The organism is Dechloromonas sp. ZS-1, from assembly GCF_039649255.1.
Classification (GTDB): Bacteria; Pseudomonadota; Gammaproteobacteria; order Burkholderiales; family Rhodocyclaceae; genus Azonexus.
The window spans coordinates 64,668-78,039 of record NZ_JBDIYD010000014.1; the positions used below are offsets into that span (position 1 = coordinate 64,668).

The window sequence follows — 13,372 nt, forward strand, 5'->3', positions numbered from 1 at the left end:
GAAGGCACTAGGGGTGTGGATTGAGCAGGGCGCTGGCTTCTTCGGCGCAGCTGCCGATGATTTCCAGAACCTTGCGTCGCGATGTGTGGCCGCTTTTCAGCGTGACCTTGTTTTTGGGCAGCCTGAAACGTTCGGCAAGGAATTTGATCAATGCCTCGTTGGCCTTGCCGTCGACCGGCGGCGCGGCCAGGCGGATCTTGAGTGCATCCCCGTGCAGCCCGGCGACATCCGTCTTCTTGGCGCCGGGTTGAATATGCAGGGTCAGGGTGAGTCGACCGTCGCCGGCCGTGCGGCACCAATCGCTCACAGGAGCATCAGCACCACTTGCAGGAGCAGGATGGCGACCAGGGGGGAGAGATCAATCCCGGCGACCGGGGGCAGGACGCGTTGCAGCGGTGCCAGCAGGGGGCGGGTCAGCTGGTGCGCCGGTGCGGCCAGCGGCGAATAAGGATTGATCCAGGACATCGCGGCTTGCAGGATGAGGGCTGCAATAAAGATGTATACGCCCAGCCGCAGGACGCTGCGCAGGGTGTGCATCAGGATCCAGGGCAGCAGCTGGCTGCTCTCCGCGTTGCCCAGTGCGCCGCTCAGGCCCAGTGCCGCAAAGGCAAAGCCCAGTTCGAGCAGAAACGCCGGGAGCAGGCTGGCCCAGTCGAAGCCCCCCATGCCGCGGATGACCCGGCGCAAGGGCTTGACGGCCCAGTTGGTCAGTTGCACGACAAAGGTGCCCAACTGGCCCGAAAACGAGACGCGGAACCACTGCATGATGAAGCGCAGCAGGAACAGCGTAGCAAAAAAACCGACCACGGCATCGAGCAGAAAGAGCACTGCCTGCATCAGGCCGCTCCCAGGAGCTTGCCGAGTTCCTTGCCGCGCGCTTCGGCCGCATGGACGCCGGCCACGATGCCCGGCTTGACGCCGCACTCGGCCATCTTGTTGAGCGCAGCTTCGGTGGTGCCGCCCTTGGAGGTGACGCGCTCGCGCAGGATGGCCGCCGGCTCCGGCGACTGGGCGGCGAGGGCGGCCGCGCCCTGAACGGTTTCGATGGCCAGCTGGCGACCCTGCTCGGGCGTGAAACCGAGTTCGGCGGCGGCTTGCTGCAGGGCTTCGATGAACAGGAAAACGTAGGCCGGGCCGCTGCCGGACAAGGCGGTGACGCCATCCATCTTGCCTTCGTCGTCAATCCAGACGGTGGTGCCCACTGCTTTCAGCACGCGGTCGGCCGCTGCCTTGCCGGCAGCATCCACGGCCGGGGCTGCGCACAGGCCGGTGATGCCGGCACCAACCAGGGCCGGGGTGTTCGGCATACAGCGCACGATGCGGGGGTGGCCGCCCAGGAAACGGGAGAGGGCCGCTATATCCAGTCCGGCGGCAATGCTGACCACCAGCGCCTGACCCAGTTTGGGAACGAGCGGCGCCACGGCATCCTTCATTTGCTGCGGCTTGACGGCGAGCATCAGGAGGTCGCCGGCATGGTCGGCTTCGCTGGCCGAGGCCAGCGTCCGAACGCCGTAGCTGTCACTCAGCTTCTGGCGCGCCTCAGCGCCCGGGTCGATCACGGTGATGTCCGTCGCGGCAAAACCCTGCTTCAGCATGCCGCCAATCAGGGCATTGGCCATGTTGCCGCCACCAAGGAAAACAATTTTCATGCGTAGTTTCTTTCACCAAAAATGGCCGTGCCGATGCGGACGATGGTCGCGCCTTCTGCGACAGCGGCTTCGAGATCGTGGGACATGCCCATGGAGAGGGTGTCGAGCGGAATGCCGGCGGCGCAGACGGCCGCCTGAAGTTCGCGCAGTTGCCGGAATGGAGCCCGTTGCGCCGCCAGATCGTCGGTCGGTTCCGGGATCGCCATCAGGCCGCGCAGGCGCAGGCCGGGGAGTGCCGCTACCGCCTGGCAGAGGGCCAGGGTATCGGCCGGCGCACAGCCGCTCTTGCTGGCTTCGCCGGAGACATTGACCTGGATGCAGATCTGGAGCGGCGGCAGATGGGCCGGACGTTGGGCGGCGAGGCGCTCGGCGATCTTCAGACGGTCGACCGAATGTACCCAGGCAAAATGCTCGGCGACCAATCGGGTCTTGTTGCTTTGCAGGGGGCCGATGAAATGCCACTCCAGATGGCGGTCGACCGTCGCCATGGCTTTCTCGACCGCTTCCTGGACGTAGTTTTCACCAAAGGCCTGTTGGCCGGCATCGGCCGCCTCAAGCACGCTGGCGAGCGGCCAGGTTTTGCTGACGGCGAGCAGGCGGACGCTGCCATTGGTTCTGCCAGCGGCCTTTTCGGCGGCGGCAAGACGGGCCTGGACAGCTTGCAGGTTCGAGACGATTACGCTCATAATCCTTTGGAATCACGTGATTTCTCAGTATACACGCACGCTGCGTGCAGGAAGGACCCCTCCCGCATGGACATTACCGAACTGCTGGCCTTCGCGGTCAAGAACAAGGCATCCGACCTTCACCTCTCGTCCGGTTTGCCGCCGATGATCCGGGTGCATGGCGATGTGCGTCGCATCAACCTGCCGCCCCTGGAGCACAAGGAAGTGCACGCCATGGTGTATGACATCATGAACGACGGGCAGCGCAAGTCTTATGAAGAGACGCTCGAGTGCGACTTCTCGTTCGAGATTCCCAATCTGGCGCGTTTCCGGGTCAATGCCTATAACCAGCATCGTGGTGCCTCGGCGGTATTCCGGACCATTCCGACGAACATCATGAGTCTCGAAGAACTCGGTGCGCCGCGCATCTTCCGCGAGATTGCCGAATATCCGCGCGGGATCGTGCTGGTGACCGGTCCGACGGGCTCCGGTAAATCGACGACGCTGGCAGCGATGGTCGATCATGTGAACGAGAACTTCTATCGTCACATCCTGACCGTCGAAGACCCGATCGAATTCATGCATACCTCGAAAAAGTGCCTGATCAACCAGCGGGAAGTCGGGCCGCATACCCTGTCGTTTTCGAACGCCCTGCGTTCGGCGCTGCGCGAAGATCCGGACATCATCCTGGTGGGCGAAATGCGCGATCTGGAAACGATTCGTCTTGCCCTGACGGCGGCAGAGACCGGCCACCTGGTGTTCGGGACTCTGCACACCTCGTCGGCCGCCAAGACCGTGGACCGGATCGTCGACGTCTTCCCGGCGGCAGAAAAGGAAATGGTCCGTGCGATGTTGTCCGAATCCCTGCGTGCGGTGATCTCGCAGGCCCTGGTCAAGACCAAGGATGGCGGGGGCCGTGTGGCGGCCCATGAAATCCTGATCGGCACGCCCGCGATCCGCAACCTGATCCGCGAAAACAAGGTGGCCCAGATGTACTCGGCCATCCAGACCGGCCAGGCCCAGGGCATGTATACCCTGGATCAATGCCTGCTCGATCTGGTGCGTCGCAACATCATTTCGAGCAATGAAGCCCGTCACAAGGCGATGAACAAAGACGCCTTCCCGGCCTGATCAATCAAGGAGCTGAGCGATGGAACGCGATCAGGCAATGAAATTCATGCACGACCTGCTGCGCCTGATGGTGCAGAAGCGCGGGTCGGACTTGTTCATCACGGCAGGTTTTCCCCCTGCCTTCAAGGTGGATGGCAAGGTCACCCCGGTATCGAACCAGGTGCTGACCTCGCAGCACACTGCCGAACTGGCGCGTTCGATCATGAACGACCGTCAGGCGGCGGAGTTCGAATCGACCAAGGAATGCAACTTCGCCATTTCTCCGGCCGGGATCGGACGTTTCCGGGTCAATGCGCTGATTCAGCAGGGGCGGGTGGCGATCATCTGCCGGACCATCAACATGACCATCCCGACCATCGAGGAGCTGGGCCTGCCCAACGTGGTCAAGGATGTGGCGATGAGCAAGCGCGGCCTGGTCATCTTCGTGGGGGGCACCGGGACGGGTAAAACCACGTCGCTGGCCTCGGTGGTGGATTACCGCAACGAGAACTCCTACGGGCACATCATCACGCTCGAAGACCCGATCGAATACGTGCATGACCACAAGAACTGCATCGTCACGCAGCGCGAGATCGGGGTCGATACGGAAGACTGGGCGCCGGCGCTGAAAAACACGCTGCGTCAGGCGCCGGATGTGATCCTGATGGGGGAAATCCGCGATCGCGAGACGATGGACTATGCCATCGCCTTCGCCGAGACCGGCCACCTGGCCTTGGCCACCCTGCACGCCAACAGCACCAACCAGGCCATTGACCGGATCATCAACTTCTTCCCGGAAGACCGTCGCCAGCAACTGCTGATGGACCTCTCGCTCAACCTGCGTGCCATGGTCTCCCAGCGCCTCATCCCGCGGCGCGAAGGGCGCGGGCGGGTGGCGGCCATCGAGGTCATGCTCAACTCGCCGCTGATCGCCGACCTGATCTTCAAGGGGGATGTGTACGAGATCAAGGAGATCATGAAAAAGTCCCGCGAACTCGGCATGCAGACCTTTGATCAGGCGCTGTTCGACCTGCACGAAGCCGGCAAGATCAGCTACGAAGACGCGCTGCGCAATGCCGATTCGCTGAACGACCTGCGTTTGCAGATCAAGCTGAAGGGCAAGGATGCGAAGGACCGCAATCTGGCTGCGGGCTTGAATCATCTGGATATTGTTTAAGGAGCATCGCATGACGCATTTTTCGAAGCGTGTGTCCCACTGGATTTTTGCCGCCGGGATGGGGTTGACCGTCGCGCTGGCCCAGGCGGCCGGCCTGGATGCCATTTCAACCGGCGATGCGAGTGCCGGTGTCAAGGAAGCGCTCGCCAAGGGGGCCGACTACGCCGTGGCCTCGCTGGGCAAGGACAATGGTTTCCTCGGCAACAGCAAGGTCAAGATTCCGCTCCCGGGTTATCTCGAAAAGGCCGAAAAAGGCCTGCGCATGTTCGGCCTGGGCAAGCAGGCGGATCAACTGGTCGAGACCATGAACCATGCCGCCGAGCAGGCAGTGGCCGAGGCCAAGCCCATTCTGGTCGATGCCGTGAAGAAGATGAGCGTGCAGGACGCCAAGGGCATCCTGACCGGTGGTGAGGATAGCGTCACCCAGTTTTTCCGCCGCACCTCGGCCGATGCGCTGACCCAGAAATTCCTGCCGATCGTTAAAACCTCGACCAAGAAGCTGCAACTGGCGGAGCAGTACAACGCTTTCGCCGGCAAGGCGGCGAGCGCCGGCCTGATCGATCAGAAAGATGCCGATATTGACCGTTACGTGACCCAGAAAGCCATGGATGGCCTCTTCCTGATGATCGCCGAGGAAGAAAAACGCCTGCGCAGCAATCCGCTGGAGGCGGGGAGTTCGCTGCTGAAAAAGGTCTTTGGCGCACTCTGAGGCATTCAAGTTCGGGCCTGCGGTGCCGTAGCGTGTCTGAGGAGCCCACCCCATGAAACTGCCTGCCTTGCCCTCGACCACACAACGTGCCACCCCGGAATCGGTGGCACGCGCGCAGCATGCCGCCGCCGCATCCGTCCGGCGGGTTGAGGCAGCAGAAGGGTTGGCAGCCGACCGCGAGCGCAGTCTGCAGCAAGAACTGGATGAGGTTGAAGCAGCGGCGCTGGCCGACTTCGAGGGGCAGGCGTTGATTCAGGACGAAGCCCATGCCCTGGCCGAGCGCCTGGCGCGGGAAGGACTGCCGGAAGGCTTGTTGCGTACGGATGTCTTGCTGCGCCAACGTCCGGCGGTGGATGACGAAGCCTGAGGGAGGGGCGACGGTCGACCGCTTTGAGCGGCGATTTTTCAACGCCGCCGAGATGTCTCCGGTTCTCCCCCGCCTGCGTTAAAATGCGGGCTGCCCAGCGCCCCGCCTCGTCGGGGCGTTTTCCTTTCAGTCTCCACGACACAGCCATGGCCGGTCTCAATCCCCAGCAACGCGAAGCGATTTACTACCTCGATGGGCCCCTGCTCGTCCTGGCCGGTGCGGGCTCGGGCAAGACACGGGTGATCACGCAGAAGATCGCCTATCTGGTCGAGGAGTGCGGTTTCCAGCCACGCAATATCGCGGCCATCACCTTCACCAACAAGGCGGCGAAGGAGATGCAGGAACGCATCGGAAAAATCCTGACGCCGGGGCTGGCCGGCGAATTGCAGATTTCCACCTTTCACTCCCTGGGGGTCCGGATCCTGCGCGAAGAGGCCAAGGCCCTTGGCTACAAACCCCGCTTTTCGATTTTCGATTCTGCCGATTGTGCCGGCATCATCAGCGAGGTCGCCAATACGGTCGACAAGGCCACGCTGCGCATCCTGCAATCGATCATCTCGAACTGGAAGAACGCGCTGGTCACGCCTGAGGCTGCCCTCAAGCTGGCCCGTGACGAGCACGAAAAGCTCGCCGCGCATGCCTTCCTGTCTTACGAGGCGACGCTCAAAGCCTATCAGGCGGTCGACTTCGACGATCTGATCGGTCTGCCCGTCAAATTGTTCTCCGAGCATCCCGAGATCGCCGACAAATGGCAGAATCGGCTGCGCTACCTGCTGGTCGATGAATATCAGGATACCAATGCCTGCCAGTACCAGCTGCTCAAACTCCTGACCGGCGTGCGGGCGCAATTCACGGCGGTGGGCGATGATGATCAGGCCATCTACGGCTGGCGCGGGGCCGACATCGACAACCTGCGCAAACTGCCGGCGGAATTCCCGGCGCTGAAGGTCATCAAACTGGAGCAAAACTACCGGTCGACCGTACGTATTCTGAAGGCGGCTAACAACGTCATCGCTAACAACGAAAAGCTCTTCGACAAGCGCCTCTGGTCCGATCTCGGTCATGGCGAGCAGATCACCGTGACCGCCTGTCGGGATCAGGATGCCGAGGCCGAAGGCGTGGTCATGAAGCTGCAGGCCCATCGCTTCGAGCAGCGCACCCAATTCCGCGATTACGCCATCCTGTACCGCTCCAACCATCAGGCGCGGATCTTTGAAGAATACCTGCGCGACCACCGCATTCCCTATGTGCTTTCCGGCGGCAAATCCTTCTTCGACAAGGCTGAAATCAAGGACATCATTGCCTACCTGCGCCTCCTGACCAACGAGGACGATGATCCGGCCTTCATCCGGGCGGCCACCACCCCGAAGCGCGGGATCGGCCCGACCACCCTGCAGGTGCTCGGCACCTATGCCGGCGAACGCCACATCTCGCTGTTCGAAGCGGCCTTTGAGGAAGGCTTTGCCCAGCGTGTCCAGGAGCGGCAACTCGGCCCCGTGCTGGAATTCTGCAACTTCATCAATCGCATGCAGGGGCGGGCGGGCAACGAGCCTGCGCACGAAGTCCTGCCCGATCTGCTGAAAGCCATCGACTACGAAACCTACCTCTACGATCATGAGGAAGAGCGCACGGCGCAGACCCGCTGGGCCAACGTGTGCGAGTTCGCCAACTGGATCAACCGCAAGGGCGAGCAGGATGGCCGGACCCTGATCGAGCTGACCCAGAGCATCGCCCTGATCAACATGCTGGACAAGCAGAATGAGGAAGAGGTGGATGCCGTCCAGCTCTCAACCCTGCATGCCTCAAAGGGGCTGGAGTATCCGCACGTCTTCCTGGTCGGGGTTGAAGAAGGCATCCTGCCGCACCGCGAATCGCAGGAGCCGGCCAAAGTCGAGGAAGAGCGGCGGCTGATGTATGTGGGCATCACGCGGGCGCAACGCACGCTGTTCATTTCCTGGTGCGAACGGCGCAAACAGGCGCGGGAGTTCGTGCCCTGCGAGCCTTCCCGTTTCATTGAGGAAATGGGCCGCGACGACATTCGCTTTACCGGCGGCAAACAGGCTGCGCCGGCCGACAAGGCCACGGGGAGCGCCCGTCTGGATGCCATGAAGGCGATGTTGTCGGGCAAGAAAGGGTGAGCTGAAACAGCGGGGGAATCTGGCGCACCTGTATCTCGACAGGGCAATAAAAAAGGAGGCCGGAGCCTCCTTTTTTGTGTGCGTGGGGTCAGCTTACTTGACCTTGCTCATCACGTATTCAACGGCGTTCTTGATTTCGACGTCGGACAGATCGGCACCGCCCTTGGCCGGCATCGCGCCCTTGCCGTTGGTCAGGCTCTTGATCAGGGCATCCTTGCCTTGTGCAACGCGCGGAGCCCAGGCTCCCTTGTCGTCGATCTTCGGTGCGCCGGCTGCGCCGGTGTTGTGGCAGGCACCGCAGACGGCGTTGTAGATGGCTGCGCCATCGCGCGGGGCACCACCGGCAGCCGGGGCAGCCGCCTTGGCCAGTTCGAACTTGGCGACCGGCTGGATGCGGACGTCAGCTTCATCATTGCCACCCGCTGCATCAGCGGCGGACGTCGACTGTTTGACGGTCAGCGGATAAACAATGGCGATCAGGACAATGGCGATCCCGATCACGGCCCACATGATGCTCTTGGAAGAATGCTGCTCGGCCATGCTGATGTACCTCGATGCGCAAAAAATAAAAGTGCGTAATTATAACGGCCTAGCGAGATCGAGGACAAAAAAAACCCCGCGCGGGGCGGGGTTGAAATTCTCGAAAGGGGGAATTTCGAGAGGAGGGGTTCAATGCACAATTGCAGTGTAGGCCGCCTCGCCCTTCCGGTCTGTCGTTCTTTCGTGCCGCTTGTGTAACAGACTGTGTCACACCGATTTCAAATTTTGATTCAATGACTTGCCCGATCCGGCTCAGTCTTCGATATGACTGATCTCAACCGCGCTGGCCGGGATTTGGTAATCCGCCGCAATGGCCTGTCGGGCATGTTCTTCCAAGCGCTCTTCCAGATTGGCCGGGAAGCGGCGTGCAGCAGAGAAGTCGATGGGCAAACCGGCCCGGTTCTGGGTCAGGCGGAAATGAATTTTGATGAACATGGTAGAGCGTCAAGCGCAAAGGCCAGGGAATGGCGCGCTATTTTAATGAGCATAACGCACTGAACAATAAGGGATTTCCACAACCTTGCTGTTCAGTTTGACGCGAGATCGTCCAATGAGTTCATGTTCAGGAAGGCGCCGGGCTGATCGTCGAACGGAATGGCGATGCCGCCCGCATCGTCGCACCAGCGCATGACCTTGCGCTGGCCGCTCGCCAGAAAAGCCCGCAGTTGCGGGGCCAGGCTGCGGTGGCAGAGACAGAAAACCGGGTGCGCCCGGCCGTCGACCGTCGGATAGGCCAGCTTGTGCTCACCGATCCCTGCAAGCAACCGGCTGGCAAGATCGAGGGGCAAGCCCGGCGTGTCGCAGGGGGCACTGAGCAGCCAGGGCGTCGTGCAGGCCGCCAAACCCGTCAGCAAGCCGGCGAGCGGGCCGGGGTAATCCGGCAGGTCATCCTGAAGAACGGGATGACCGAGTGCGGCATAGCGCGCCAGATTACGATTGGCACTGATCAGCAGCGTGCTGACCTGCGGCGCCAGACGGGCTTCGACATGCTCGACCAGCGGCCGATCATGAAATCGCTGCAACCCCTTGTCGGCGCCGCCCATGCGCTGGCCCTGGCCGCCGGCCAGGATCAGTCCGGTGATCGCCGGGGGCGTCATCAATAGGTCAGGGTGCGCCATGCCGGGTCCAGGGTGCGCCCCATGAAGGCGGTGGCACCGGCTGCGCGCGCATTCGGAAAGAGCGCTTCCGTTTCGCTGATCCAGGCGGCCCGGGCCATGCCGCACGCGTAGAGTCGGGCGCCGGCGGCATCGACTTCGCGCAGGAAGTCGCCCACCGATTTCTCCCGGGCTGCGCTCGGCCAGGCCTGGTCTGCCACCTCGGGAATCAGCCAGCGGACGGCGGGTCCGGCGAAATGGATTTCAACCTCGGCATCGAGGGCGCATGCGGCAAGCGCGTGCACCAGGGGGGTGACGACGAGTGCCGGGTGTTCCGGCGTGGCCGCCCAGATGAGGAGGGCCAGACGTTCAGCCAAAGCGCGCCTCCGGTTCGATCTTCAGGATGTGCGCCCGATAGGCGGCGGCATCGAGCAGGGTGCCGCTTTCAGCGGCCCAATCGCTCGGGCGGGCGCGCGCCATCCAGCCGCTGCCGTACGGATCGTCATTGACGCGGCGCGGCTGCTCCTCCGCCGCATCGTTGCCTTCGAGCAGTACGAAGCTGATCGGCGCGTGGACGGCGAGCACGGTTTTCCGACATTCGACAGTCCCCATGCCGCGATGGCGCGTCACCTCGGCCCCCTTGGGCTTGCTGGTGAAGGCGATGATTTCGCCGGCGAGAAAAATGCCGAAGGCCGTCGCTCCGATGAGTACCTCGCCGTTGGCTTGCGGCTGGACCCACATGTCGTGTTCTGGGCAATACAGGCGATCCTCGGGGATGAGGCCGGAAAACGGGGTATGAGCCATGTCGAGAAGCGGGGCCACTGGTTGCAGGGAGGGTGTCTATGTTACCAGCCGCGCTCACCGTTGCCTCGCGTGCCCATATCGCCTGGCCTCTGTCCGGGTGCTTCGGTAATATGACAGGCGATCTCCCTGCGGCCCAGGCGGACGCGGCGCACCATGACAAACTCGGAGGATGGTATGCATCTGGATGTGTATGGCACCCTGGTGGCTGCATCGCTGGTCCTTTTGCTGGGCCGCCAATTGGTTGCACGGGTTGCCTTCCTGCGCCATTACAGCGTGCCGGAGCCGGTGGTGGGCGGCCTCCTGGTGGCACTGGCGATCTGGTGCCTGAATGGGGTGAGCGGCGTGGTCATCCGCTTTGACAGTGCGCTCAGCATGCCGCTGATGCTGGCCTTCTTTGCCTGTATCGGCCTGAATGCCGATATTGCCAGCCTGCGCCGGGGCGGGCAGCCCATGTTCCGTTTCCTGCTGGTGGTGGTCGGTTTTCTCATGGCCCAGAACCTCATGGGCATCCTGCTTGCCGTGATTCAGGGACAGCCGGCACTGCTCGGCCTCCTGGCCGGCTCGATCACCCTCTCCGGCGGCCATGGTACCGGCCTGGCCTGGAGCAGCATCTTTACCGAAAAATACGGCATGACCTCCGCCAGCGAAATTGCCATGGCCTCCGCCACCTTTGGCCTTGTCCTCGGCGGCTTGCTGGGCGGCCCGGTGGCCCGCCTGCTGCTTGCCCGCGTACCGGACAAGGCCGCCGGGGCGATGGAGGCCGCCGATCCCGGTCAGTTCGAGCAGCCGGCCGCCGTTCGCCTGATCACGGCACCCGCCCTGATCGAGACGCTGGCGCTGATCGCCATCTGCCTGCTCGGCGGGCAGGCCATTGCGCGCGGGCTTCCCGGCAGCTGGCTGGAACTGCCCTCCTTTGTCTGTGTGCTGTTCGTCGGGGTGCTGCTGCGCAACGGGCTGAGCCGTCTGGGCTGGTACGCCGTTTTTGAGCGGGCCGTCTCCGTGCTCGGCAATGTCTCGCTGGCCCTCTTTCTGGCCATGGCGCTCATGTCCCTCCGTTTGTGGGAACTGGCCAGCCTGGCCTTGCCGATGTTCGGCATCCTGCTCGGGCAGGTGGCGCTGATGGCGTTGTATGCCATCTTTGTGACCTTCCGGGTCATGGGGCGCAATTACGATGCGGCGGTGATCGCGGCGGGCCATTGCGGCTTTGGCCTGGGCGCCACCCCGACGGCGATTGCCAACATGCAGGCGGTGACCGAGCGCTTTGGCCCATCCCGGCTTGGCTTCCTGGTTGTTCCGATTGTCGGCGCCTTCTTCATCGACCTGGCCAACGCCCTGGTCATCAAACTCTTCCTGATGCTGCCGATCACCTGAGGGGCAGGGCTGGCTAGGGGAGCAAGGGCGAGGGGCAAGGATGATTGGCGGAAGAGAGCAGGAGTCGAACCTACCCAAACCTGTCTGACAGGTCCTGCCGGTTTTGAAGACCGGCCGTCCCACCGGGGAACGATCTCTTCCGTTGTCTGTGCTGCAAGGGTTTCAGCAGTTCGAATGTTACCGCAAAACTAGCGCTGTCCTGCCTATGTCCTTATTGGGGGATTCATGGCAACGATTAGACAGCGTGGCGAGCGCTTTCAGGTTCGCGTTCAGCGCAAGGATTATCCGGCAGTAGCTAAGTCATTTCTGACGAAAGAAGATGCACAGCGCTGGGCGCGAGGCATTGAGCGGCAAATGGACCTGGGCGAATACACACCGCCTAGTCTGGATACTGTGGAGAGTTTGGTAAGCCGTTATGAGCAAGAGGTGACCCCACAGAAAAAGGGTGCGGCGCAGGAGCGCTATCGGCTGGCTGTAATTCGGGCGGACGAGTTGGGGCGGCTTCCAGTTAAAGACGTGACACCCGCCAGGGTTGCCGCTTTCCGGGATAGGCGGTTGAAAACTGTTAAGCCTGTCACGGTTTTGCATGACCTCTGCACGTTATCCGCTGTGTTCGAACATGCGAGGCTGGAATGGTCCATGCCGATCATTAACCCCGTGCGGGCTATTCGTAAGCCAAGCGCAGGCAAAGGACGTGACCGACGATTGAACGCAGGGGAATACGAGGTGTTATTGGCTGAATTGAAGAAAGCCCGCACGCCTTGGATTGCCCCCTTATTCGCATTCAGTATCGAGACAGCCTGCCGCCGAAGTGAAGCGTTGGCGCTTCGATGGGCTGATGTTGATTTGCATAAGCGCGTGGCGGTGTTCCGGGATACGAAAAACGGGGATAGCCGGGTTGTTCCGCTATCGGGGCTTGCGGCTTCCACTTTGGCAGCTATGGCGAGGGATATCAGTGGGTTCGTGTTTCCGATCAGCAGGCACGGGGTAGATAACTCGTTCCGCCTCGCATGTGCCAGGGCTGGGGTAGTGGGGTTGCGCTGGCATGACTTGCGCCATGAAGGGGTGAGCCGCTTGCATGAACGTGGCTTATCTACAGTTGAAGTGGCGAGTGTTTCCGGCCACAGGACCCTAGCCTGCCTCGCCCGATACAGCCACATGCGCGCAGAAAGCCTAGCCAAAAAACTGGGTTGATGACTGATGGCCCGCCTAGCGGGGCGGGTTTTACATTTTTTTTACAAAATTGCATTGGCGCAACAAGCCAACGAACCAACATCCGGCCACATGCGAGCACATAAACGCTCTTCACAGAGTGCTCTGGCAGAGTGGATTGGTACGAATTCGACTTGATGAACTGTTGAGTGCGCGCCGTTATATTCGGTGCGTATCAACACAAAAATACGAGTTCATCGAATGCAAACTGAAAATCTACTGAAAGAGGCTGATGTATGCCAAATACTTGGCCTAAAGGATCAGACTCTCCGCGCATGGCGCTCTAAGAGGGCGCCAAACCTTCCATACGTAAAGCTAGGTAGATCAGTGCGTTACCGGAAAGAGGACGTACTGCTGTTCATCGAACAGAGCCGATCTGTAGCTTAAAAAAAATAATGCCCGCACAGAGCGGGCAGGAAGGTAAATACGAAATGAATACTACTACAGGCCAAGAAGTGGCTGTATTGACCCAGCAGAACCTGCTCAACTTACGCTGCTAATGCGAATGCCTCAGCAGGGGTTTTCATACCGAGCGA

16 protein-coding genes and 1 tRNA gene are annotated in these 13,372 nt (G+C 61.6%); 7 read left to right on the forward strand and 10 right to left on the reverse strand.

The window, feature by feature from the left end:
* Positions 1–7: 7 nt before the first annotated feature.
* From AACO21_RS14295 to AACO21_RS14310, 4 genes are read right to left on the reverse strand one after another with little or no spacing between them, the layout of a single operon-like run.
* Positions 8–307, reverse strand: a complete 300-nt coding sequence (locus AACO21_RS14295; RefSeq protein WP_346193200.1) for a DUF167 domain-containing protein — start codon at positions 305–307, stop codon at positions 8–10.
* Positions 304–837 carry a YggT family protein gene (locus AACO21_RS14300; protein ID WP_346193201.1) on the reverse strand — a complete coding sequence of 178 codons (534 nt, stop codon included), beginning with the start codon at positions 835–837 and terminating at the stop codon, positions 304–306. Before AACO21_RS14300 ends, AACO21_RS14295 begins: the two co-directional genes overlap by 4 nt.
* Entirely contained in the window at positions 837–1,649 is an 813-nt protein-coding gene (gene proC / locus AACO21_RS14305; protein WP_346193202.1) for a pyrroline-5-carboxylate reductase, read from the reverse strand. Before proC ends, AACO21_RS14300 begins: the two co-directional genes overlap by 1 nt.
* The gene (locus tag AACO21_RS14310) at positions 1,646–2,335 is read right to left on the reverse strand and encodes a YggS family pyridoxal phosphate-dependent enzyme (protein ID WP_346193203.1); all 690 of its coding nucleotides are present in this window, start codon (positions 2,333–2,335) and stop codon (positions 1,646–1,648) included. The genes proC and AACO21_RS14310 overlap by 4 nt, the downstream gene beginning before the upstream one ends.
* A gap of 66 nt (positions 2,336–2,401) precedes the next feature.
* Between AACO21_RS14310 and AACO21_RS14315 the strand changes: the two genes are divergently transcribed.
* The 5 genes from AACO21_RS14315 to AACO21_RS14335 all read left to right on the forward strand — a co-directional run bounded on the left by AACO21_RS14315 (position 2,402) and on the right by AACO21_RS14335 (position 7,815).
* Positions 2,402–3,445: a type IV pilus twitching motility protein PilT gene (locus tag AACO21_RS14315; protein WP_346193204.1), complete on the forward strand. Its 1,044-nt coding sequence runs from the start codon at positions 2,402–2,404 to the stop codon at positions 3,443–3,445.
* Positions 3,446–3,464: 19 nt separating this feature from the next.
* Positions 3,465–4,601 carry a PilT/PilU family type 4a pilus ATPase gene (locus AACO21_RS14320; RefSeq protein WP_346193205.1) on the forward strand — a complete coding sequence of 379 codons (1,137 nt, stop codon included), beginning with the start codon at positions 3,465–3,467 and terminating at the stop codon, positions 4,599–4,601.
* A 10-nt stretch (positions 4,602–4,611) separates the two neighbouring features.
* The gene (locus AACO21_RS14325) at positions 4,612–5,310 is read left to right on the forward strand and encodes a DUF4197 domain-containing protein (protein ID WP_346193206.1); all 699 of its coding nucleotides are present in this window, start codon (positions 4,612–4,614) and stop codon (positions 5,308–5,310) included.
* 52 nt (positions 5,311–5,362) lie between these two features.
* Complete coding sequence (locus tag AACO21_RS14330) at positions 5,363–5,677, forward strand: hypothetical protein (RefSeq protein WP_346193207.1); 315 nt, start codon at positions 5,363–5,365, stop codon at positions 5,675–5,677.
* 146 nt (positions 5,678–5,823) lie between these two features.
* The gene (locus AACO21_RS14335) at positions 5,824–7,815 is read left to right on the forward strand and encodes a UvrD-helicase domain-containing protein (RefSeq protein WP_346193208.1); all 1,992 of its coding nucleotides are present in this window, start codon (positions 5,824–5,826) and stop codon (positions 7,813–7,815) included.
* A 93-nt stretch (positions 7,816–7,908) separates the two neighbouring features.
* On the opposite strand, the gene AACO21_RS14340 is transcribed toward AACO21_RS14335, so the two are convergent.
* From AACO21_RS14340 to AACO21_RS14360, 5 genes are all read right to left on the reverse strand, one after another.
* A complete protein-coding gene (locus AACO21_RS14340; protein ID WP_346193209.1) occupies positions 7,909–8,355 on the reverse strand; it encodes a c-type cytochrome in 447 nt (148 codons plus the stop codon).
* Positions 8,356–8,607: 252 nt separating this feature from the next.
* Positions 8,608–8,790, reverse strand: coding sequence for a hypothetical protein (locus AACO21_RS14345; RefSeq protein WP_346193210.1), 183 nt, complete (start codon positions 8,788–8,790; stop codon positions 8,608–8,610).
* 92 nt (positions 8,791–8,882) lie between these two features.
* Positions 8,883–9,473 (reverse strand): molybdenum cofactor guanylyltransferase MobA, encoded by a 591-nt coding sequence (gene mobA / locus AACO21_RS14350; protein WP_346193211.1) that lies wholly within the window; start codon positions 9,471–9,473, stop codon positions 8,883–8,885.
* Positions 9,452–9,826 (reverse strand): DsrE family protein, encoded by a 375-nt coding sequence (locus AACO21_RS14355; protein WP_346193212.1) that lies wholly within the window; start codon positions 9,824–9,826, stop codon positions 9,452–9,454. The genes mobA and AACO21_RS14355 overlap by 22 nt, the downstream gene beginning before the upstream one ends.
* The gene (locus AACO21_RS14360; RefSeq protein WP_346193213.1) at positions 9,819–10,253 is read right to left on the reverse strand and encodes a glycine cleavage system protein H; all 435 of its coding nucleotides are present in this window, start codon (positions 10,251–10,253) and stop codon (positions 9,819–9,821) included. The genes AACO21_RS14355 and AACO21_RS14360 overlap by 8 nt, the downstream gene beginning before the upstream one ends.
* A gap of 174 nt (positions 10,254–10,427) precedes the next feature.
* On the opposite strand from AACO21_RS14360, the gene gltS reads away from it, so the two are divergent.
* Positions 10,428–11,624 carry a sodium/glutamate symporter gene (gltS, locus tag AACO21_RS14365; RefSeq protein ID WP_346193214.1) on the forward strand — a complete coding sequence of 399 codons (1,197 nt, stop codon included), beginning with the start codon at positions 10,428–10,430 and terminating at the stop codon, positions 11,622–11,624.
* A gap of 45 nt (positions 11,625–11,669) precedes the next feature.
* Here the strand turns inward: gltS and AACO21_RS14370 are convergent.
* Positions 11,670–11,765: transfer RNA gene (locus AACO21_RS14370), tRNA-Sec, on the reverse strand.
* Between the two features lie 84 nt (positions 11,766–11,849).
* Here AACO21_RS14370 and AACO21_RS14375 point away from each other — a divergent pair.
* On the forward strand, positions 11,850–12,818 hold the full coding sequence (locus tag AACO21_RS14375) for a site-specific integrase (protein ID WP_346193215.1): 969 nt from the start codon (positions 11,850–11,852) through the stop codon (positions 12,816–12,818).
* The last annotated feature ends 554 nt before the right edge of the window (positions 12,819–13,372 follow it).